Annotated in this window: 18 protein-coding genes and 1 pseudogene; 10 read left to right on the top strand and 9 right to left on the bottom strand. The window is 63.4% G+C overall.

Annotated features, from left to right (window positions below):
• Positions 1-80: 80 nt before the first annotated feature.
• Entirely contained in the window at positions 81-1,160 is a 1,080-nt protein-coding gene (locus IVA91_RS13025) for an isocitrate/isopropylmalate dehydrogenase family protein (protein WP_247279279.1), read from the top strand.
• 35 nt (positions 1,161-1,195) lie between these two features.
• Here the strand turns inward: IVA91_RS13025 and IVA91_RS13020 are convergent, their stop codons facing one another.
• The 4 genes from IVA91_RS13020 to IVA91_RS13005 all read right to left on the bottom strand — a co-directional run bounded on the left by IVA91_RS13020 (position 1,196) and on the right by IVA91_RS13005 (position 4,144).
• Positions 1,196-1,474 (bottom strand): hypothetical protein, encoded by a 279-nt coding sequence (locus IVA91_RS13020; protein ID WP_247279280.1) that lies wholly within the window; start codon positions 1,472-1,474, stop codon positions 1,196-1,198.
• Between the two features lie 104 nt (positions 1,475-1,578).
• Entirely contained in the window at positions 1,579-2,400 is an 822-nt protein-coding gene (locus IVA91_RS13015; protein ID WP_247279335.1) for an enoyl-CoA hydratase, read from the bottom strand.
• A 296-nt stretch (positions 2,401-2,696) separates the two neighbouring features.
• Positions 2,697-3,068: a helix-turn-helix transcriptional regulator gene (locus IVA91_RS13010; RefSeq protein ID WP_014497036.1), complete on the bottom strand. Its 372-nt coding sequence runs from the start codon at positions 3,066-3,068 to the stop codon at positions 2,697-2,699.
• A gap of 26 nt (positions 3,069-3,094) precedes the next feature.
• Complete coding sequence (locus IVA91_RS13005) at positions 3,095-4,144, bottom strand: LysR family transcriptional regulator (RefSeq protein WP_247279281.1); 1,050 nt, start codon at positions 4,142-4,144, stop codon at positions 3,095-3,097.
• Positions 4,145-4,625: 481 nt separating this feature from the next.
• Between IVA91_RS13005 and IVA91_RS13000 the strand changes: the two genes are divergently transcribed.
• Together IVA91_RS13000 and IVA91_RS12995 are read left to right on the top strand one after the other, a co-directional pair.
• Positions 4,626-4,892: a hypothetical protein gene (locus IVA91_RS13000; protein WP_346015484.1), complete on the top strand. Its 267-nt coding sequence runs from the start codon at positions 4,626-4,628 to the stop codon at positions 4,890-4,892.
• A 205-nt stretch (positions 4,893-5,097) separates the two neighbouring features.
• A complete protein-coding gene (locus IVA91_RS12995; protein ID WP_247279282.1) occupies positions 5,098-5,829 on the top strand; it encodes a cytochrome c biogenesis protein CcdA in 732 nt (243 codons plus the stop codon).
• Positions 5,830-6,090: 261 nt separating this feature from the next.
• Here IVA91_RS12995 and IVA91_RS12990 read toward each other — a convergent pair whose 3' ends face one another.
• Positions 6,091-7,548 carry a sensor histidine kinase gene (locus tag IVA91_RS12990; protein WP_247279337.1) on the bottom strand — a complete coding sequence of 486 codons (1,458 nt, stop codon included), beginning with the start codon at positions 7,546-7,548 and terminating at the stop codon, positions 6,091-6,093.
• Between the two features lie 341 nt (positions 7,549-7,889).
• Entirely contained in the window at positions 7,890-8,234 is a 345-nt protein-coding gene (locus IVA91_RS12985; RefSeq protein ID WP_247458817.1) for a DUF1236 domain-containing protein, read from the bottom strand.
• A 137-nt stretch (positions 8,235-8,371) separates the two neighbouring features.
• Here IVA91_RS12985 and IVA91_RS12980 point away from each other — a divergent pair, with 137 nt between their 5' ends.
• The 4 genes from IVA91_RS12980 (at position 8,372) to IVA91_RS12965 (ending at position 11,894) form a co-directional block, all read left to right on the top strand.
• On the top strand, positions 8,372-8,605 hold the full coding sequence (locus IVA91_RS12980; RefSeq protein ID WP_247279284.1) for a hypothetical protein: 234 nt from the start codon (positions 8,372-8,374) through the stop codon (positions 8,603-8,605).
• 377 nt (positions 8,606-8,982) lie between these two features.
• Positions 8,983-9,981, top strand: a complete 999-nt coding sequence (locus tag IVA91_RS12975) for a TRAP transporter substrate-binding protein (protein ID WP_247279285.1) — start codon at positions 8,983-8,985, stop codon at positions 9,979-9,981.
• 81 nt (positions 9,982-10,062) lie between these two features.
• Positions 10,063-10,578: a TRAP transporter small permease gene (locus IVA91_RS12970; RefSeq protein WP_247279286.1), complete on the top strand. Its 516-nt coding sequence runs from the start codon at positions 10,063-10,065 to the stop codon at positions 10,576-10,578.
• Positions 10,575-11,894: a TRAP transporter large permease gene (locus tag IVA91_RS12965; protein ID WP_247279287.1), complete on the top strand. Its 1,320-nt coding sequence runs from the start codon at positions 10,575-10,577 to the stop codon at positions 11,892-11,894. Before IVA91_RS12970 ends, IVA91_RS12965 begins: the two co-directional genes overlap by 4 nt.
• Positions 11,895-11,945: 51 nt before the next feature.
• On the opposite strand, the gene IVA91_RS12960 is transcribed toward IVA91_RS12965, so the two are convergent.
• Positions 11,946-13,220: a serine hydrolase domain-containing protein gene (locus tag IVA91_RS12960; protein ID WP_247279288.1), complete on the bottom strand. Its 1,275-nt coding sequence runs from the start codon at positions 13,218-13,220 to the stop codon at positions 11,946-11,948.
• A gap of 172 nt (positions 13,221-13,392) precedes the next feature.
• Between IVA91_RS12960 and IVA91_RS12955 the strand changes: the two genes are divergently transcribed.
• The gene (locus tag IVA91_RS12955) at positions 13,393-14,310 is read left to right on the top strand and encodes an intradiol ring-cleavage dioxygenase (protein ID WP_247279289.1); all 918 of its coding nucleotides are present in this window, start codon (positions 13,393-13,395) and stop codon (positions 14,308-14,310) included.
• A gap of 30 nt (positions 14,311-14,340) precedes the next feature.
• Here IVA91_RS12955 and IVA91_RS12950 read toward each other — a convergent pair whose 3' ends face one another.
• A complete protein-coding gene (locus IVA91_RS12950) occupies positions 14,341-15,234 on the bottom strand; it encodes a LysR family transcriptional regulator (RefSeq protein ID WP_247279290.1) in 894 nt (297 codons plus the stop codon).
• 102 nt (positions 15,235-15,336) lie between these two features.
• Here IVA91_RS12950 and IVA91_RS12945 point away from each other — a divergent pair, with 102 nt between their 5' ends.
• Positions 15,337-16,206 (top strand): NmrA/HSCARG family protein, encoded by an 870-nt coding sequence (locus tag IVA91_RS12945; protein WP_247279291.1) that lies wholly within the window; start codon positions 15,337-15,339, stop codon positions 16,204-16,206.
• 38 nt (positions 16,207-16,244) lie between these two features.
• A pseudogene (locus IVA91_RS12940) lies at positions 16,245-16,910 on the top strand (SDR family oxidoreductase).
• 23 nt (positions 16,911-16,933) lie between these two features.
• Here IVA91_RS12940 and IVA91_RS12935 read toward each other — a convergent pair.
• The gene (locus tag IVA91_RS12935; protein ID WP_247279292.1) at positions 16,934-18,664 is read right to left on the bottom strand and encodes a bifunctional protein-serine/threonine kinase/phosphatase; all 1,731 of its coding nucleotides are present in this window, start codon (positions 18,662-18,664) and stop codon (positions 16,934-16,936) included.
• Between the last annotated feature and the right edge of the window lie 12 nt (positions 18,665-18,676).

Raw genomic sequence — 18,676 nt, 5'->3', positions numbered from 1 at the left:
GCATCGAACCCGGAACCTCGAGATTCCGGGTTCGGTCCTGCGGACCGCCCCGGAATGACATCCCTGGATCAGGAACGTCCATGTCCGCAAATAACGCCTTCCACATTGCCGTGCTGGCCGGTGACGGCATCGGACCCGAAGTCATGGCGCCGGCGATCGAGGTGCTGCGCAGGATCGAGCAGAAATCGGATTTGAGCTTCCGCTTCACGGAGGCCCCGGCCGGCGCCAACAATTATCTCGCGACCGGAAAGTCGATGCCCGACACCACGATCAAGCTGTGCGAGGAGGCGGACGCGATCCTGCTCGGTGCCTGCGGGCTGCCGTCGGTGCGCTACCCCGACAACACCGAGATTGCGCCGCAGATCGAGCTGCGCTTCATCTTCGATCTCTATGCCGGCGTGCGTCCGGCGCGGCTCATTCCGGGCGTGCCGAGCCCGATCGTCGGCGCCGAGCAACGCGGCATCGATCTCGTCGTGATCAGGGAGTCGACCGAAGGCCTGTTCGCCTCGATGGGCAAGGGCATCGTCACCCATGAGGACGCGCGCGAGACCATGGTGATCACGCGCAAGACGTCCGAGCGACTGTTCGAGTTTTCGTTTCGCCTTGCCGAGCGGCGCAGGGCGCGCGGCAAGCCCGGTGCACTCACCTGCGTCGACAAGGCGAACGTGTTTAAGGCTTTTGCCTTCTTCCGCGGCATCTTCGACGAGATCGCCAAGACGCATCCGGAGGTGAAGACCGACCGGCTCTATGTCGATGCCTGCTCGGCGATGCTGGTGAAGCGTCCCTGGGATTTCGACGTGATGGTGATGGAGAACATGTTCGGCGACATCGTCTCCGACATCACCGCGAGCCTGATCGGCGGCCTCGGCATGGCGCCGTCGGCCGATATCGGCGACAAGTACGCGGTGTTCCAGCCCTGCCACGGTACCGCGCCCGACATTATGGGGCAGGGCAAGGCCAATCCCACCGGCATGATCCTGTCGGCGGCGATGATGCTGGACTGGCTCGCCGACAAGCACGGCATCGAGAGCGCGGCTGAGGCCGGCGAGACGATCGAGCGTGCGGTGGACCAGGTCTATGCCGGCGGCATCAAGCCGATGGAGTTCGGCGGCAGCAACGGCACGGCGGACATTACGAAAGCGGTGCTCGCGGCGCTGTAGCCAAAGAAAGGGCCCCCTTGGGGCCCCTTTGTCGTTCACCAGCGGCGCCAGTGGTGGTGACGCCAGCCCCACGGACGCGGACCGTAGAAGCGCGGACCGCCGTAAAAACCGTAGGCGCGGTAATAGTTCGGACGCCACCAGCAGCGGCCCCAGGGGTTACAGACCCAGCGCACCTGTTCGACTTCAGCGGCCGGGCCGCTCGCAATCTTGTCCGCCTGCGGAATGCCGTTCGGCATTGCCGCGAGCGCGGGGCCCGAGGCGAGCGCCGCACCGCCCAAGGCAGCCAGACCAAGCACAGCAAATTTGAGTGTCATCGCAATCTCCCTCATTGGTGGCGGGAGAACTTTCGACAGATCAACTGGTTGCTGATGCATTGAAAAGCGCGAGGAATTTAATCTTCCTGAACGTCGGTTCAGCTTCAGCGCCCCTGGAACTTGGGCCTGCGCTTTTCCATGAAGGCCTGCCGGCCCTCACGAAAATCCTGGGAGTCCATGCAGGCGTTACCGATCGTCTTGATCGTGTCCATGTCGCGCTGGCTCTCGTCCTTCAGAACTTGCGCGATGGTGATCTTGGCGGCCTTGATTGCGAGCGGCGCGTTTTCGGAAATGGTCTGCGCGATTCCCATGGTCTCGCCCCAGAGTTGATCGTCGGGGATCACGCGCTCGACGAGGCCGATGCGCAGCGCCTCGGAGGAATCGATGCGCATGCTCGTGTACATCAACAGGCGCGCCCAGGACGGGCCGACCAGCGACACCAGGTGCCGCAAGCCTTCATAGCCATAGGCGATGCCGAGCCTGGCCGCGGGAATGCCGAACTGGCTGTCGTGCGAGGCGATGCGGATGTCGGCAAGCATCGCGACCTGCATGCCGCCGCCGAGGCAAAAACCCTGGATGCAGGCGATGGTCGGCTTGGGATAATCAGCGAGCAGCGCGCGCTGGGCGGCGCTGCGCTTGGCGTACTCCTCGGACGCCGCCGCGTTGTGCCGCGTCTTCTCGAACTGGCTGATGTCCGCGCCCGACACGAACGCCTTGCCGCCGGCACCGCGGAGGATCACGACGCGCACGGTCTCGTCGTCGCGCAGGCTGGTCAGCGCCTCGCCAAATCCCTCCCACATCTCCAGCGACATCGCGTTGCGTTTGTCGGGATTGTTGAAGGTGATCACGCCGACGCCGCCGGTCGTGTGCTTGAGGATCTTGCGGTCGGCGTAAGCGGTTTCTGTCGTGTCGGTCATGTCGGACATCGCGCGCTCGCTGTCGTTGGCGAGGCAATGTGCGGCGCGGGCGCCGCCGCGGTCAACCGGGTAGGGCGAGGTGTATTGCATCCGCCTGTGCTGCGATCGCATGGCGCGGCGAGGGGGCAGCAAAACCCGCGGGCGAGTGGCAGTAATTGCATGAAAAAGGAGCGGTCATGCCGCCCCGAGAAGGCCGCGCGCACCCCGCGCGGGCTCAGATACAGCCAATCCGCTCGTTCAATCCGGCCGCGCCCCGTGACGCGACGGATTGAACATCGGCCGTTGAGGCCAGAGCGTCGATCGAATCAGGCTTCGTTCGCTGCGATCGATTCCATCAGCGAGACGAGCTGACGCTGCACCGTCTGGTCCTTGATCTTGCTGTAGGCGCGCAGCAGCCGGAGGCTGAAGGCGCTGTCGAGGAAGAGCAGGCTCTCCACTTCGCGCGCCTTGTTGTCGCCGTCATAGAAGAAGGTCACAGGCACGTCGAGGGCGGTGGCGATCTGCTGAAGCCGCGCCGCACCGACGCGATTGACGCCCTTCTCGTATTTCTGGACCTGCTGGAAGCTGACGCCAAGCTTCTCGCCGAGCTCGGCCTGCGAGATCTTCATCTCGACGCGCCGCAGACGGATCCGCTTGCCAAGCTCAATGTCCGGCTTGCCGGCACTGCGCTGCTTCATTCTCTTCGCCGCTGTTTTCATACTTCTCACCGTTGTTCTTCGGTTGAAAATCCCCCGAAGAGCTGGGTCAGGGGTTCGCCCATATACGAGTCGTTGAATTCATGCGGATGCACGAACTCTTCCTTAAACCACGGGAAGCGAGCCGGATTGAAAGCCTCGATCAGCCAGTCAATCATGTGCCGCACGCGCGGAATCCGGCCGCTACCGGGATGGTAGGACAGCCAGATGTCCAGCGGTCGGTTCAGCTCGACCTCCAGTGGAATCAACTTCCCGCCAAGCGCAATGGCGTAGCTCGGAAATACGCCGATTCCGGCGCCATTCGCGACCGCCCAGTAGTTAGCGCTCGAGACGTTGGTCTTCATGACCAGAAGGTCACGCTCCGACACGCCCGGGAAGAAACTCTCGAAAGATTCCTTGGCGGCGAGCTGGTCGGCGAATTGGAGCACCAAGCGGTGCTTGATCAATTCGGCTGCCGAGCGCGGCGCGCCATGTTTTGCGATGTATTTCTCCGAGGCCCAGAACATCAGATGCATACGGCCGAGCCGCACCAGCTTGACGTCGAGGGCCGAGGGACGCGACAGATGGATGGCGACGTCGGCCTCGTGGCGGGAGACGTCGGCCGAACGCATCGCGCAATGCAGGTCGACCAGGATCTTCGGATAGGCTTGCTGGAATTCAACCAGCCGCGGTGCGAGCCAGAACGTCCCTAGTCCCTCGGTGACGGCGACGCGGACTTCGCCGGACAGGGCATTGGCCGTCGAATCGCTGGTCCGCAGCACGTCGAAGGCCGCCGCCTCCATGCGCTCGACGGCGGAGACCACCGTCGCACCTTCGTCGGTCAGATGGGTGCCGTGGACGTCGCGGGTGAACAGGGTGGTGCCGGTCTGACGCTCGAAATCATCGATCCGGCGACGGACGGCGTTGATCGACAGCGACAGGCGTTCGGCCGCCGAGCGGAAACTTCCACATCGGACGACTTCCAGGAATATGCGGGCCGCGTCCCAATCGGAGAGGCCGCTGATATTTGTTTTTGGGCGTTCTTCCAGCGGAACGCCCCTTTCCGCCAAGGAGTGCATACAATTCCCTTCGGTTTGCTAAACTGGCAGAATCTGGCGCAAACTACAACCACGGCGGGTTGCGGGGTGATGAGTTTTGAACGTCATCCTTACTGCGGCGCGAGCGGTATTTGAGTGCTGCCGGGGTTGGAATCGGGCAGACTGTTGCTCGTTTGAGGGGTCATTGCGTGAGTTCCGTTGCGAGCCTTGAGATGGCTGCGGGATTGTCGGAGCTGTCCGCAATGGACGTTCATGCGCGCGAGCCGTTGCCATCGTCCCGGATGGATCAATCGCTGCACACCAGACGTTTGGTCCCGGATCGCTCCGATGGTTGCCGGTGGCGTCGTGGGACGATGTTGGCGGGAACCGCGGTTTCACCGCAGAGACACACTGAAATCGTGTTCAGAGGCTCAGAGGCCTCATGTTATCCTTGTCGCTCCACGGGGGCCGAAGGGGTCGTCACAACCACGTCTCGCAGGCCGATTTAACGGAAAGAACGCCGGTGTCGCATTCAGACGAACATTTGCAGTCGGTGCTGGAAACGCTCGAGGAGTGCCGCAGGGTTCTCAATGCGAGCAACAGCCGCGAGTCGGCCGAGCTGCTGTCCATTGTCATTCTCGACGTCAGGATGAAGCTAAAAGGCATTGACGATGCCGATCTCAAGGCATTGTGCGACGAAATGCTGCGGAGCGCTGCGAGCGAACCGCCGTCCCCTTCCAAGCAGACGCAGGTCCAGCCCCGGCGTCCGCTGCTCCGCGTGGTGAAGTAGCCGCGCCGCCGAGTCTCGCTTTTCGGCGAGATTTGAGCGCATCCCGATGCCGCATCTGTGATCAGGGGCGGCATCGGGAGGAGCCCTGGATTTCGCGCACCTCTGTTGCGCATTCTTAGCCATCGGTTACACCAGAGCCGGTTCGGTCCGGTCCGCGCGCGTTCCCCGCGCCTCGTGCCGGGCCTGAGATGGCTCCGACTGCATCATGCAAAATGTTTCGATTCCGGCGGCGCTGATTGCCGGCCTGGTCAGCTTCCTCTCGCCGTGCGTCCTGCCTTTGGTCCCGCCCTATCTGATCTATCTTACGGGCGCCACGATCGAGCATGTCGAAAGCGACCAGCCGGCCGCGGCGTCCAAGCGCGCGATCATGATGTCGGCACTCCTGTTCGTGCTTGGCTTCTCGACCGTGTTCGTGGCGCTCGGTGCCAGTGCCTCGCTGATCGGAGGCCTGATCCGCGCCTGGTCGGCCGAGCTGTCGATTCTCGCAGGCATCGTCATCATCATCATGGGCCTGCACTTCCTGGGACTGACGCGGATCGGCCTGTTGATGCGCGAGGGCCGGCTGCCGATCCCGAAGCCCGTCGGGCTCTGGGGCGCCTACATCATGGGGCTCGCCTTTGCGTTCGGCTGGACGCCCTGCATCGGCCCGATCCTCGCCGCGATCCTGTCGATTGCCGCGGCCGAAGCGACGGTCACCAAGGGCGCGGGCCTGCTCGCTGTCTATTCCGCGGGCCTCGGCATTCCCTTCTTGATCGCCGCCCTGATGATCGAGCAGTTCTCCGCGCTGTTCGCACGGATGAAGGGCCAGCTCGTCAACGTCGAGCGCGCCATGGGCGTATTGATGGTGATCACCGGCATCGGCTTCCTCACCGGCGCGGTGTCGAACGTGAGCATCTGGCTGCTGGAGACGTTCCCGGCGTTGCAGACGATCGGGTAGATTGGCTATTTCTCGCTGCAGGTCAGGCAACCGCCCGACTGATGAAAGCCTGACATCAGCTCTGTGAACATGAAGACGGCGCTGAGACGAAGCAAAGACGCTACGGAGTTTGTACGATCCGAGCGTTTTCGTTTTCGCGCTTCTCAGCAGGGGTCGCAACGCTCTGATCAACAGAGCGAGGACGCCCGCCAGGCGGCGAAAGCTTTTGCTTCGAGGATCTGCACATGGTTGATTCTCATCGCCGATGCCCCTTCATTCCGTTCACCGCATCTCATCCAGCGCGCACGTCACCGTGCAGACGACGCCGCGCGGCAGGAAGTCGACGGTTGCCTCGCCGCCGAGCTGGTCGCGCGCGCTGCGCTCGATCAGGCGCGAGCCGAAGCCGCGTTGCACTGGGGCCGTCACCGGCGGTCCGCCGATCTCGGTCCAGATCAGCCGCAGCCGCGGCTTCGGCGCATCGGCGATGACCTCCCAGTCCAGGGTCACCCGGCCGGTCTCGTTGGACAGCGCGCCGTATTTCGCGGCGTTGGTGGCGATCTCGTGCACGATCATCGACAGCACCACGGCGAGCCGCGGCGACAGCGGCACAGCCGGGCCGGCCATGCGGATGCGGTCGGGCTTGGCGAGCAGGAACGGCTGAATTGCGCGGGCAATAACGCCTCTCAGCTCCGAGCCCGCCCACTTCTCCTGGCTCAAGAGATTGTGCGCTTCGGCCAGCGCGCCGAGCCGTCCCTCGAACTTGGTCCGCTCGTCCCGGCTGGCGCTGCGGAAGGTCTGCACCGCGATCGCCTGCATCAGGGCCAGCGTGTTCTTGACCCGGTGGTTGAGCTCCTCAATCAGCAGATTGTGCAGCATCTCACCGCGCGCAATCGTGGTCGCCATCCTGACTGCGAAGGTCAGGCCGGTCAGCAGCAGGATGCCGCCGATCAGGCTGGTGATGGCGATGTTGTGCCAGAGCGGCGCGATCAACGAGCTCTCGGCGACGCCAGCCACGACCGTCCAACCGGTTAGGTGCGACCTGGTAAAAGCTGAGGAGAGCGCGATCCCGTCGAGCGAAACGGTCGAAAGGGCTGCCTCCGACGTCCGAGACATCGCATCGTATAGCGCGCCGGAAGCCTGCTTGCCGACCGTCTCGGCAGGGTTCGGTGCGCGCGCGAATACGACGGCCTTGGTGTCGAGCAGGGCCACTGTCCAAAGCCGGTCGGGGCGCTGCTTCTCCAGCAGCTCCTGAAAGATGCTGATCGGCGGGCTGAAGCAGAGATCGTAGATCACCTCGCCATCGCGCAATACCGGGACCTCGACGGTGAGCACCTGCCGCCCGTTGATCGCGCCGGTGAACAGGTCGGAATATTGCGGCGACCTGGTTGCGAATACCTTTTCGATGATCTCCAGATTGCCGCGCCGCGGCAGGCTCGCGATGTCGTCCGTCGTCGAGGAGAACAACAGCCGGCCCTTGCGGTCGGAGATCAACACGAGACCGCCCTTGCCATACTGGTCGAGGAAGCCGAGCGCGATGCGGCGGAAGTTCTGGAAGTCGTCGTTGCGCAGCGAATTCGTCAGCGCCAGGACCTGCAGGCCGCCGGTCATCCGCTGCACTTCGGAGTCCAGCACAAGGCGCATGCTGCGCACGTTCTCCAGCACGCGGCTGGTCGCGTCAGTTCGATCCTGCTTGTAATTGTAGACGGCGATGCCGACCGCGAAAATGATCAGCGGCAACATCGTTCCCGCGACCAGGAGAGCGAGCCGGACCGGCAGGGTAAGCTTTGACAAACGCGGGCGTCCCGATTCCAGCGCAGCGGCGCTAGATTATGGTTTTGGCAAGACCATAAGGGCAGCACTTCTCCGGCGCCACGATTTTTCGCATCCGCGAGCAGGCCGGGAGATTTTGGGATGCAGCCGGGGCGGGGGTCAGATCATCGCGATCGCGGTCAATAGCAGGCACGTGGCGTAGACAGCCGCCAGACTGAGCCCGGCGATCCGGGCCTCTCGATGCGATTTCATGCGGTCAACTCCAAGTGGGCGGCCGCCGCTGGCGACAGCCGCCGGAGGTCACGTCGTGATCAATCGATTTCCTGAACGACCGTGCGTGAACCCGGATCCACCAGCATCACGCGATCGCCGAAATAGACATAGCGGTACTTCGTCAGCGACGGCACCCAATCCGCCGGAACGGCCTCAAGCTCGACGTCACCCGGCACCGTCGCGCCGACGACAATCTTTTCCTTCGTCGTCACCGGACGGACGCGGTGCTCGGTGATGTAGGATTTGATCTTGGTCCGGTATTGCGGCTCGATCTGAACTGTCGCCGCGTGACCGGTTCCGGTGGTGGTCACCACAGTGGACTGCGCGAAAGCGCTGGTCGAAATCAGGACCGCCGCAGCGGACAGCAGGAACAGTTTTTTCATCTCGTTCTCCTCAAAAGAATTAAGTGTGCCACCAACAACTTGGGGTGAGCGAGGTTCCCAGCCCAGGGAACAAGTTGCCGCTTTTTCCCGTTGTAAATTGACCGGGCCAAACTGCCCGGAAGTTGGAGGAGGAAAACATGAAGCTGAAGATTGCGACCGCAGCACTGATGGTTGCTGCTTTCTCCATGCCAGCGTTCGCGGCCGACGAGTTCTACGTCGTCCAGGACGTCAAGACCAAGAAGTGCACTGTCGTCGATAAGAAGCCGACAGACGCCTCCATGACCGTCGTCAGCCCTTCGGGCACGGTCTACAAGACGCGTACCGAGGCTGAGAGCAGCATGAAGACCGTCAAGGTCTGCACATCCAATTAGGGAGAGTGTTGATGCCCGTATTTATTCTCTGGGCCGTGCCGGCGATCGTTGTGATCGGCGGCGGCATCTATCTGATTGGCCACATGCACTAGGCCTCTCGCGGGAGGCGGGCGGACCTCTGCGTGCAGCGCACAGGCCCGCAAGCCTTCCGCTTTTACGAGAGCCGGAAGTGGCGCATGCGGCCTTGCGCCAGCAGGAACGCGAGCTGCAGTGCAACAGATCGCGCAGGCGCAGCTCTGCGACGAAGAGGAGCGACAACGTACGCGAAATGACTTCCGTCCCGCCGTAGTTTTTCATACGCTCCCCGAACGCCGGCCGTAAGCCGGCCGCGCTCACGCCCCGGCCACAGGGGCGGAGCATCAAAGGGAGGGGAGACGATGAAGCGAAGGTCATTTCTCGCTGGTATCGGTGCGACCGCTGCGGCGGCTACGATCGGCATGCCGTCGATCCTCAGGGCGCAAGCACCGATCACGCTGAACGGCGCCGTCCAGTTCAACGACGATCATGCCTTCAACCGGGCGCTGATCCGGTTCGAGGAGCTGGTGAGGAAGTACTACGGCAAGCCCGTCAACTTCACGCTGCACAAGAACTCCTCGCTCGGCCTCGAGAAGCAATATTTCGAGTATATGTCGCAGGGCAAGGCGGTCGATTACGGCATCGTCTCGCCGGCCCATATGTCGACCTTCGCCAAGGCGGCCCCATTCATCGATGCGCCCTTCGTGTTCAAGGGCATCGAGCACATGAACAAGGTCGTCGAGGCCAATATCCTGACACCGATCGCCGACGAGGTCGCGGCGAAGGCCGAGGTCGTTCTGATCGGTTATGCCGGCGGTGGCATCCGCAACATCTTCGCCAACAAGCCGCTCAAGAATCTCGCCGATCTTAGGGGTCTCAAGGTTCGCGTGCAGGGCGCGCCGATCTGGTCGAAGACGTTTGCGGCGGTCGGCATGAGCCCGACGGTGATCGCCTATAACGAGATCTACAACGCGATTCAGAATGGTGTGATATCGGCCGGCGAAAACGAGGCGGCCGGCGTCGAAGCGATGAAGTTCTATGAAGTGGCCCCGCATCTCAGCCTGACGCAGCACGCGGTGTCGATCCGGCCGATCTGCTTCTCGGTGAAGACGCTGAAGACCTTGCCGAAGGATCTGCAGGACGCGATCATGAAGGCCGGCAAGGAGGCAGGCGACTACGGCCGTCAGCTCGAGTCGAGCGAAGAGGTCGTCAAGCTCGACACGCTCGAGAAGGCCGGCAAGCTCAAGCGCGTTCCCTTCGAGGAGCGCGACGCCATGAAGAAGCTCGCCGATCCCGTGATGGCCACCTACGCCAAGGAAATTGGTGCCGAAGCCATTTTCGAGAAGATCAACGTCGTCTGAGGTCGCTCTGTCCGCCGACATTAGTCCGGGCAGGCCCCGCTTCTTGCCCGGAAGGCGGATGAACTGCCGCAGGGAGCCCCAATGTCTGAAATGCCCGTCCCGTCCACACCGTCGTTGTGGCGTCGCGTCACGGCGGCCTATGGGAAGCTGCTGGAATTCCTGCTGGCCGCCAGCGTCGGTATCCTGGTTCTTCCGGTCACGCTGCAAATCATCTCGCGCTACACGCCCTTCATTCCTTCCTACATCTGGACGGAGGAGATGGCGCGGTTTCTCTTCATCTGGACGATCATGATCGGGGCCATGGTCGGTGTGCGGGAAGCGCAGCATTTTGAGGTCGACGTGTGGCCCAATCTGTCGCGGCGATCGGAGGCCGCGGTGCGGATCCTCGCCCGTCTCGGCGTGCTGGCATTGGCGCTGGTGTTCCTATTGGCCGGCATGGAGTTTACCCGCTTCGCCTGGAACAGAACTTCGGAATTGGCCGATCTGCCGCTTTGGTTGATTCACATTGCCTGGCCCGTGACCGGCGCGACGTGGATCGTCTTTGCAGGCGAACAGATCATTGATGAAATGCGCGTTCTGGTTGGGGCGGGGCGATGAGCGGCAATGTACTCTCTGCTGGACAGGCCGCGATGGTGCTGTTCGGGGTTTTCATCGGCCTGCTCATCGTGCGCGTGCCGGTCGCTTTCGCGCTCGGCCTTGCCTGCGTGCCGATCCTGCTGATCGAGCCGCACCTGTCACTGATGACGCTCGCGCAGGAGACCTTCAACGCGTACAATTCATTCATCCTGCTCGCGGTCCCGTTTTTCCTGCTGACGGCGAATCTGATGAGCATCGGCGGCATCACCGACCGCCTGGTGGCGCTATCGCGATCGTTGGTCGGGCACTGGCCGGGATCCCTGGCGCAGATCAACGTCGTGCTGTCGGTGTTCTTTGCAGGAATCTCCGGGTCCTCCACCGCCGACGCGGCGAGCCAATCAAAGATCTTCATCGATGCACAGACCAAGGAAGGCTACGATCTCTCCTTTTCCATCGCCATCACCGCGGTTTCTGCGGTGCTGGCTGTCATCATCCCGCCGTCGATCCTCATGATCGTCTGGGGCGGGCTGATCTCGACCTCGATCGCGGCGATGTATCTGGCCGGCATCGTGCCGGGCCTGCTGATCGCGGGCGCGCAGATGGCAACGGTGCACGTCTATGCCGTGCGCCGCGGCTACCCGACCTATCCGAAGGCGACCTGGGTCGAGATGCGATGCGCCATTTGGCGGTCGATACCAGCGCTGATGACTCCGTTCATCATCGTCGGCGGCATTCTGCTCGGGTGGTTCACTGCAACCGAGTCCGCCTGCGTCGCGGTGCTCTATTCCGTCGCGCTCTCGGCGTTCTTCTATCGCGAGACAGGCCCGCGCGAATTATACAAGGCCCTGCTCGATACCGGGCGCCTTTCCGGCGTGGCGCTGTTTTGCGTCGGCACCGCGAGCGCGTTTGGCTGGCTGCTTGCCTATTACAGGATCCCGCAAGAGCTGCTGGCCAACGTCTCGACATGGGGCATGGGCAGCGTCGGGGCCGGCTTCTTCATCGCCTTCTGCTTCCTGGTGGTGGGCTGCTTCCTCGACGCCATCCCGGCGATCATCATCGTCGGCACGGTGCTGGAGCCGCTGGCTAAATCCGTCGACCTCCATCCGGTCCAGTTCGCGATCATCTCCATCGTCTCGCTGGCCTTCGGACTGGTGACGCCGCCCTATGGTCTATGTCTGATGATCGCCTGTTCGATCGCGGGCGTGCGGCTGCGTTATGCTCTGAAGGACACGGTGATCATGCTGATTCCGATGCTGCTCGTGCTGGCGGCGCTCATCGTTTGGCCGAGCGTGTCGCTGTTCTTGCCGCGTCTGATCGTGCCGGAGATGCTCAAATGAGCGTCTGATGGCGCGATCCCGCGGCCAAGGCCGCGGGATCCATTCCATCCCTTACAGATTGCTCTCGGTGATCGCGGCGTAGACCATGCTGCGCAGCTCGCGACGGATCGGATAGGCGCTCGAGGGCAATACCTGCGTCATGAAGATCGTGATCAGCTCTTCGGCGGGGTCGATCCAGAACGAGGTCGTCGCCGCGCCGCCCCAATTGTATTCGCCGGGGCTGCCGGCGATCAGCGTGTCGGCCGGGCGCATGGTCACGGCAAAGCCAAGGCCGAAGCCGATTCCGTTATAGGCAGCTTCCGAAAACAGCGAGCGTGACACCTCGGGCAGGAAGCGTCCGCCCGGAATGTGGTTGCTCGTCATCAGCGCCAGCGTCTTCGGCCCGATCAGCCTGACGCCGCCGAGCTCGCCACCGTTGAGCAGCGCGCGGCAGAAGGTGAGATAATCGGCGACCGTCGAGCACAGCCCGCCGCCGCCGGAGATGAAGGAGGGCGGCGACAGGAACGAGCTGGTTGCCGGATCATCCTGGAGCGTCAGGCCCTCGCGCCGCTGGCCGGCATGGAACGTCATTCCGCCGCCTGGATCGGCGGAATAGCAGGCCGCGAAACGATGCGCCTTCGAGGCTGGCACGTGGAAGTCGGTGTCGGTCATGCCGAGTGGATCGAGGATGCGCGCTTTCAGGAACTGCTCGAACGGCATGCCTGAAATCTTGGCGACGAGATAGCCGAGCACGTCGGTCGCGACCGAGTAGTTCCAGGCCTCGCCCGGCGAGAACTCCAGCGGGATCTTTGCAAGGCTCTCGATCATGGTCTGGAGCGTGCCGGACTTCTCGACCTCCCCGATCTTCTCGGCGCGATAGGCGGCATCAACATTGGAGCGCTGCTGGAAGCCGTAGGTGAGGCCGGAAGTATGGCGCAGGAGGTCGACGATCAGCATCGGCCGGGACGGCGGCCGGGTCAGGAAGGCCGGGTAGGTGCCGGCGACGAATACGCCGAGATCCTTCCATTCCGGAATGTACTTGGCGACAGGCTCGTCGATCGCGACGAGACCTTGCTCGACCAGCATCATGAAGGCGATGCTGGTGAGCGGCTTCGTCATGGAATAGATGCGGTAGATGGTGTCGTCCTTGACCGGCACTTTGCGCTCGACGTCGGCAAGGCCCTGAACCGAGCTGTGTGCGACCTTGCCGCGGCGGTAGACGAGGAGATGCGCGCCGGGGAACCGGCCCGCGTCGATGTACCGGTTCTTCAGATGCGTATCGACGCGGTCCAGTGCGGTCTTAGACATGCCGACGCATTCGGGCGAGGCGGGTGTGGGCGCGAGCATCTGTTCCTCCGGGCAGTTTTTGTCGCTCCGTTGATAGCCGAAATGGCGGGCTCATTCCAAGCTGGTCGCGCTTAACGCCGGGCGGCCGGTTAGTGTAGGCTCCAACCTGGAACGCCTCCAAGCAGCCCAAGAGATCCCAACGGGCCAACGAGAAAACGCAGGCAAACGCACCATGACCCAGTTCAACGAGACCGAGCTCACCGAAGCCGTCGTCCGGAGCTTTGACCAGACACCCGACCCGCGCGCGAAATTCCTGCTCCAGGAATTGGTGAAGTCGCTGCACGATTACGTGAGCAAGACCGGTCTCACCTTCGAGGAGTGGGAATACGCCATCGATTTCCTGACCCGCACCGGCCAGAAATGCACCGACACCCGCCAGGAGTTCATCCTGCTATCCGACGTGCTCGGCGTCTCCATGCTGGTCGACGCAGTCAATCACCGCGACCGCGAGGGCGCCACCCAGACCACGGTGCTCGGCCCGTTCTACGTCGGCGAGCACAAGGTGACCGCGCACGGCACCGACATCTCGCCGAACAATCAGACCGGCGAACGGATGTTCGTGCAGAGCCGCGTCACCGATCTCAAGGGCAAGCCGCTCGCGAATGTCCCCGTCGACGTCTGGCATGCCGACGATGACGGCTTCTACGATTCACAGAAGCCGAACTATGACGAGGTCGGCGCCTCAGCGCGGGCGCGCTTCATCACCGATGACGACGGCCGGTTCTTCTTTCGCACCATCCTGCCGTGCAGCTACCCTATCCCGACCGACGGTCCGGTCGGCGAGATGATCATGCAGACCAACCGCCACCCGATGCGCCCGGCGCATGTCCATTTCCTGGTCAATGCAAAGGGTTATGAGCCGCTGATCACCCACGTCTTCATGGATGGCGACAAATACCTGGATTCCGACGTGGTGTTCGGTGTGAAGGACGATCTGGTGGCCAAGGTCGAGCCGCGCAACGACCTTGAGATGCCCGACGGCACCAGGGCGAACGGGCAGTGGCACCTGATGAGCTATGAATTCCACCTCAAGCCGGGCGGCGGTATGGCGCCGAAGCCGCTGGGGACGAAGGCGGAGGAGCCGGCCTGACGGTCAGGCGCGAGCAGCGCGCGCCGCCTCTCAGCGCCCGATGAAGGCCGCCAACTCGTCAGGCGTCCCCATCGGAAAGGCTTCTTTCATGAAGTCGAGGAAGGCGGATACGCGCGCGCTCAAGAGCCGCCGCGATGGATAGAGCGTCCACAACGCGATCTCTGGTCCGTCGATGTTGCCCCAATGCACCAGCGTGCCGGCAGCCAGGTCGTGACTGACCAGTGACACGGGAAGGCGCGCGGCGCCGACGCCCGCCCGGACTGCATCGCGGACCATGACGAGCGATGACAGGCGAAGGACCGGATCAACCGTGATGCGCGATCGTCCGCCTGGCACCGTCACCTCCCAGGTTGTTAGCTGGTCGCCCGCTCCGCGCATGACAGCCGGCACAGCGATACCGTCCCGCGGTCGCTTCAAATCCGGGCTCGCCACGACCACTAGCCGGTCGCGCAGAAAGATCCGGCCCACAAGGCTCTCGTCCGGAGCCGGATTGACCCGAATGACGAGGTCATACCCTTCCTCCACCATGTCCACGGAGCGATCTTCCGTCGTGACCTCAAGACGGACCTCCGGATATCTGAGCGCGAACCCGGCCGCGAGATTCCCCATTGCAGTTTGCGAAAACAGCAAAGGCGCGCTGATCCGCAGGCGACCCCGCGGCCTGTCCCCACCCGAAGCGATTGCCGCGGCCGCCTCGTCGAGCTCGACGAGCAATGCCCCCGTCCGCTCGTAAAGGGCGCGTCCTTCCTGCGTGAGTTTCAGGGCGCGCGCGCCGCGCTCGAACAGGCGCAGGTCGAGCGCGGCCTCCAGCTCGGCGACCCGTCGGGACAGGGTGGCTTTCGGGCGCCCGGCGGCCCGTGCGGCGCGTCCGAACCCGCCGTGTCGGGCGACGAGGTTGAAATCGGCGAGTGCGAGCAGGTCCATCGTTCCACCAGTGAGACGGTCAGTCTACATATATCGTCTATCGGTTCAAATGTGGATCACTAATTTCCCTTGTGTCTTCTGCACCCAACCCGGAGTGATCCCATGACCATCCTCGTTACCGGCGCAACCGGCACCATTGGCCGCCACGTCGTCGAACAACTCGTCAAGCGCGGCGCCGATGTCCGTGCTCTCGCCCGCGATCCTGCAAAGGCAAACCTCCCGACAGGCGTCAATGTCGTGCAGGGCGACCTGCTCGATGTCGACGCGCTCCGCGGCGCGTTTAGCGGAGTCTCGACCCTGTTCCTGCTCAACGCAGTGGTGCCGGATGAATTCACGCAGGCGCTGATTGCGCTCAACGTGGCCCGCGAGGCCGGCGTCGAGCGGGTCGTCTACCTCTCGGTGATCCACAGCGATCGCTACGTGAACGTGCCGCACTTTGCCGGCAAGTTCGGTGTCGAGCGGATGATCGAGCAGATGGGCTTCAACGCCACCATCCTGCGCCCCGCTTACTTCATGAACAACGACGTCACGATCAAGGACGTGGTGACCGGATACGGCATCTATCCGATGCCCATCGGGAGCAAGGGACTCGCCATGATCGATGCACGCGACATCGGCGAGATCGCCGCCATCGAACTGATCCGTCGAGAGCGAGCCGCAGCCTCGCTGCCGCTCGACCGCATCAATCTCGTCGGTCCCGAAACGCTGACCGGCGCGAAAGCCGCCGCCGTCTGGTCGGAGGTTCTGGGTCGCACCATCGCCTATCCCGGCGACGATACCGCCGGCTTCGAGAAGAATCTCAGGCAGTTCATGCCGAGCTGGATGGCCTTCGACATGCGGCTGATGAGCGAGCGTTTCCTCACCGAGGGAATGGTGCCCGAGGCCGGCGACGTCGAGCGTCTGACCGCGCTGCTGCGCCGTCCCCTGCGCTCCTATCGCGACTTCGTCTCCGAGATCGCCGCCTCCGCCTGACGATACGGCACGCCCCAATCCTCACAAGGAATTCGATCATGATCGCTTCGACCGGCGCCGTTCCGGCGAATCCGGAGGGCGCAGCGAAGATACTGGTACTTGGCGCCACCGGCGCCACCGGCCGGCTGATCGTCAGCCAGGCGGTGGCGCGGGGGTACGAGGTCACCGTGCTGGTGCGTTCCGCCGAAAAGGCGAGTGACATCACGGGGGCGAGGAGACGCCCGCGACGAAACAGTTTTGCTCGAAGCCCTCGAAGGCCGTGACGCCGTCGTCAGTGCGCTGGGTACACCGGTAAGCCCGTTCCGCAAGGTAACGCTTCTCTCGAGCGCGACGCGCGCGCTCGTGAGCGCGAGTGAAGGCCAAACATGTCTCCCGTCTGGTTTGCATTACGGGGATCGGCGCCGGCGACGGCGCCGGGCACGGCGGCTTTCTCGCCGACAATGTGATCTTTCCGCTCCTCCTGAAGAAGGTGTACGCCGACAAGAACCGGCAGGAAGCCATCGTCAGAGACAGCGGGCTGGACTGGGGTCCTGGTTCCTCCTTCCGCCCTGAACAACAAGCCCGGCCGCGGCTCGGTGCGGGCCCTGACGGATCTTTCGGACTTCCATGGCGGCAGCATAGCGCGCGCAGACGTCGCAAAATTCGTGCTGGATCAGGTGCGCGCCGATGCATGGCTGCATCAGTCTCCGCTGATCACGTGGTGAGCCCTGCGAGGCCACGCCCCTGATCAGCGCGCGTGCAATATCGCCAGCAGCACGACGACCGCGCAGGCGAGCGCCGCCGTGGTCAATTTCCAGAACATCAGCGGACTGCGCTCCAAAAGCGGCGTGATCCGCGTGTCGAGATAGACCGGATTGGGCGTGCGGAGCTCGTAGACGAATTCGGACAGATCCTCGTGCCGCTTGTAGGGATCGGGATGTAGCGCGCGCCTGAGCGCGCCGTCGACCCAGGCCGGCACATTGCGGTCCTCGTCGGCCGGGCGATACTGAAGTCGCCGCACGTCCGCCTTGCGCCGAATTCGGGCAACCTGGGTGCCATAGGGCAACTTCCCCGTCAGCATCTGGTAGCAGATCACAGCCAACGAAAACATGTCGGAGCGCGGCGAGCCGCCTTCGCCGAGAAAGTACTCCGGCGCCGTGTACTGGACCGTTCCCAGGATGTCGTCGGCCTCGTCTCGCGGCGCCGCTTCCGCGACGCCGGCCACCCTGACCGATCCGAAGTCGATGATCTTGGCGGTGCCGGTCTTGTCGATCAGGATGTTGTCCGGCCTGAGGTCCTGATGCAGCATCTCCATGCGGTGGAAGGCGCGTAAGCCCGCGGCGACCTGCTCGATCAGGCCGCGGACGGTTTCGAGATCGGGGCGTGGATTGTCGGTCATCCACTGCTTCAAGGTCTGGCCTTCGACGAATTCGGTCGCGATGTAGAGATAGCTGCGCCGTCTCGACTGTGACCGCGGCTTCAGCACGTGCGGGCTGTCGATCCGGCGCGCGATCCATTCCTCCATCAGGAAGCGCTTGAGATAGGCGGCGTTATCGCGCAGGTCGACCGACGGCAGCTTGAGCGCGACCGGCTCCTCGGTCTCGGTGTCGACGGCAAAGTAGATATGACTGCGGCTGCTGCCGTGGATCTCGCGGATGATCCGGTAGCCGTCGAAGATCGCGCGCGGTTCCGGCAGCGGAGGCAGCGGCAATTGGGACGTCTGATTGAAGATGCCGGCCGGCTCGCGCTGGGGCACTGCATCGATGCGCAGGATCTGGACCGTGATGTTGTCGTCGCTGCCGCGCCGGTAGGCTTCCTCGACGATGGCCTTGGCCGCCGCGTCGAGCTCGCCTGCGTGCTCGTTCAGCGCGCTCGTGACGAAGCGCGCGTCGACGAATTCGTAGGCGCCGTCGGTCGCCAGCAGAAAGGTGTCGCCCGCCTCGATCTCGAAGGCCTGATAGTCGATCTCGAGCTGCGGATTGATGCCGAGTGCGCGGCCGAGATAAGTCTGCTCCGACGACACGATGATCCGGTGATCGTCGGTCAGTTGCTCGAGCGCCTTACCGGCGACGCGGTAGACGCGGCAGTCACCGACATGGAAGATATGCGCGGTGGTCGCCTTGATGACCATGGCGGTGAGGGTGCAGACATAGCCCTTGTCGCGATCATAGGCGTATTGACTCTTGCGCGTCTGCGCGTGCAGCCAGGAATTGGTGGCATCCAGCACGCGGCGGGCAGACGTCTTCACCGTCCAGGATTCCGACGTGCAGTAATAGTCCATCAGGAAGCTCTTGACCGCCGACTCGCTGGCGATCTGGCTCACCGTGCTGCTCGAAATGCCGTCGGCGAGGACGGCGGCGATGCCCTTCAGGCTGAGCAGCGGCTCCTCTGGAATGAGGACGCCGTGAAAATCCTGGTTGAGGGGCTTGCGACCCTTGTCGGAGTGCTGGCCGACCGAAATCAGGAGTCCGGGGGTCATCGTCGTCACCAG

It is taken from the genome of Bradyrhizobium sp. 153 (genome assembly GCF_023073835.1).
Taxonomy (GTDB): Bacteria; Pseudomonadota; Alphaproteobacteria; order Rhizobiales; family Xanthobacteraceae; genus Bradyrhizobium.
This window is presented reverse-complemented; position numbering and strand designations above follow the sequence as displayed.

Bases quoted from the DNA above. Each gene is read 5' to 3' on its own strand.
- IVA91_RS13025 (WP_247279279.1), top strand. From the start codon at position 81: ATGTCCGCAAATAACGCCTTCCACATTGCCGTGCTGGCCGGTGACGGC.
- IVA91_RS13020 (WP_247279280.1), bottom strand. From the start codon at position 1,474: ATGACACTCAAATTTGCTGTGCTTGGTCTGGCTGCCTTGGGCGGTGCG.
- IVA91_RS13015 (WP_247279335.1), bottom strand. From the start codon at position 2,400: ATGTCCGACATGACCGACACGACAGAAACCGCTTACGCCGACCGCAAG.
- IVA91_RS13010 (WP_014497036.1), bottom strand. From the start codon at position 3,068: ATGAAGCAGCGCAGTGCCGGCAAGCCGGACATTGAGCTTGGCAAGCGG.
- IVA91_RS13005 (WP_247279281.1), bottom strand. From the start codon at position 4,144: ATGCACTCCTTGGCGGAAAGGGGCGTTCCGCTGGAAGAACGCCCAAAA.
- IVA91_RS12995 (WP_247279282.1), top strand. From the start codon at position 5,098: ATGCAAAATGTTTCGATTCCGGCGGCGCTGATTGCCGGCCTGGTCAGC.
- IVA91_RS12990 (WP_247279337.1), bottom strand. From the start codon at position 7,548: ATGTTGCCGCTGATCATTTTCGCGGTCGGCATCGCCGTCTACAATTAC.
- IVA91_RS12985 (WP_247458817.1), bottom strand. From the start codon at position 8,234: ATGAAAAAACTGTTCCTGCTGTCCGCTGCGGCGGTCCTGATTTCGACC.
- IVA91_RS12980 (WP_247279284.1), top strand. From the start codon at position 8,372: ATGAAGCTGAAGATTGCGACCGCAGCACTGATGGTTGCTGCTTTCTCC.
- IVA91_RS12975 (WP_247279285.1), top strand. From the start codon at position 8,983: ATGAAGCGAAGGTCATTTCTCGCTGGTATCGGTGCGACCGCTGCGGCG.
- IVA91_RS12970 (WP_247279286.1), top strand. From the start codon at position 10,063: ATGTCTGAAATGCCCGTCCCGTCCACACCGTCGTTGTGGCGTCGCGTC.
- IVA91_RS12965 (WP_247279287.1), top strand. From the start codon at position 10,575: ATGAGCGGCAATGTACTCTCTGCTGGACAGGCCGCGATGGTGCTGTTC.
- IVA91_RS12960 (WP_247279288.1), bottom strand. From the start codon at position 13,220: ATGCTCGCGCCCACACCCGCCTCGCCCGAATGCGTCGGCATGTCTAAG.
- IVA91_RS12955 (WP_247279289.1), top strand. From the start codon at position 13,393: ATGACCCAGTTCAACGAGACCGAGCTCACCGAAGCCGTCGTCCGGAGC.
- IVA91_RS12950 (WP_247279290.1), bottom strand. From the start codon at position 15,234: ATGGACCTGCTCGCACTCGCCGATTTCAACCTCGTCGCCCGACACGGC.
- IVA91_RS12945 (WP_247279291.1), top strand. From the start codon at position 15,337: ATGACCATCCTCGTTACCGGCGCAACCGGCACCATTGGCCGCCACGTC.
- IVA91_RS12935 (WP_247279292.1), bottom strand. From the start codon at position 18,664: ATGACCCCCGGACTCCTGATTTCGGTCGGCCAGCACTCCGACAAGGGT.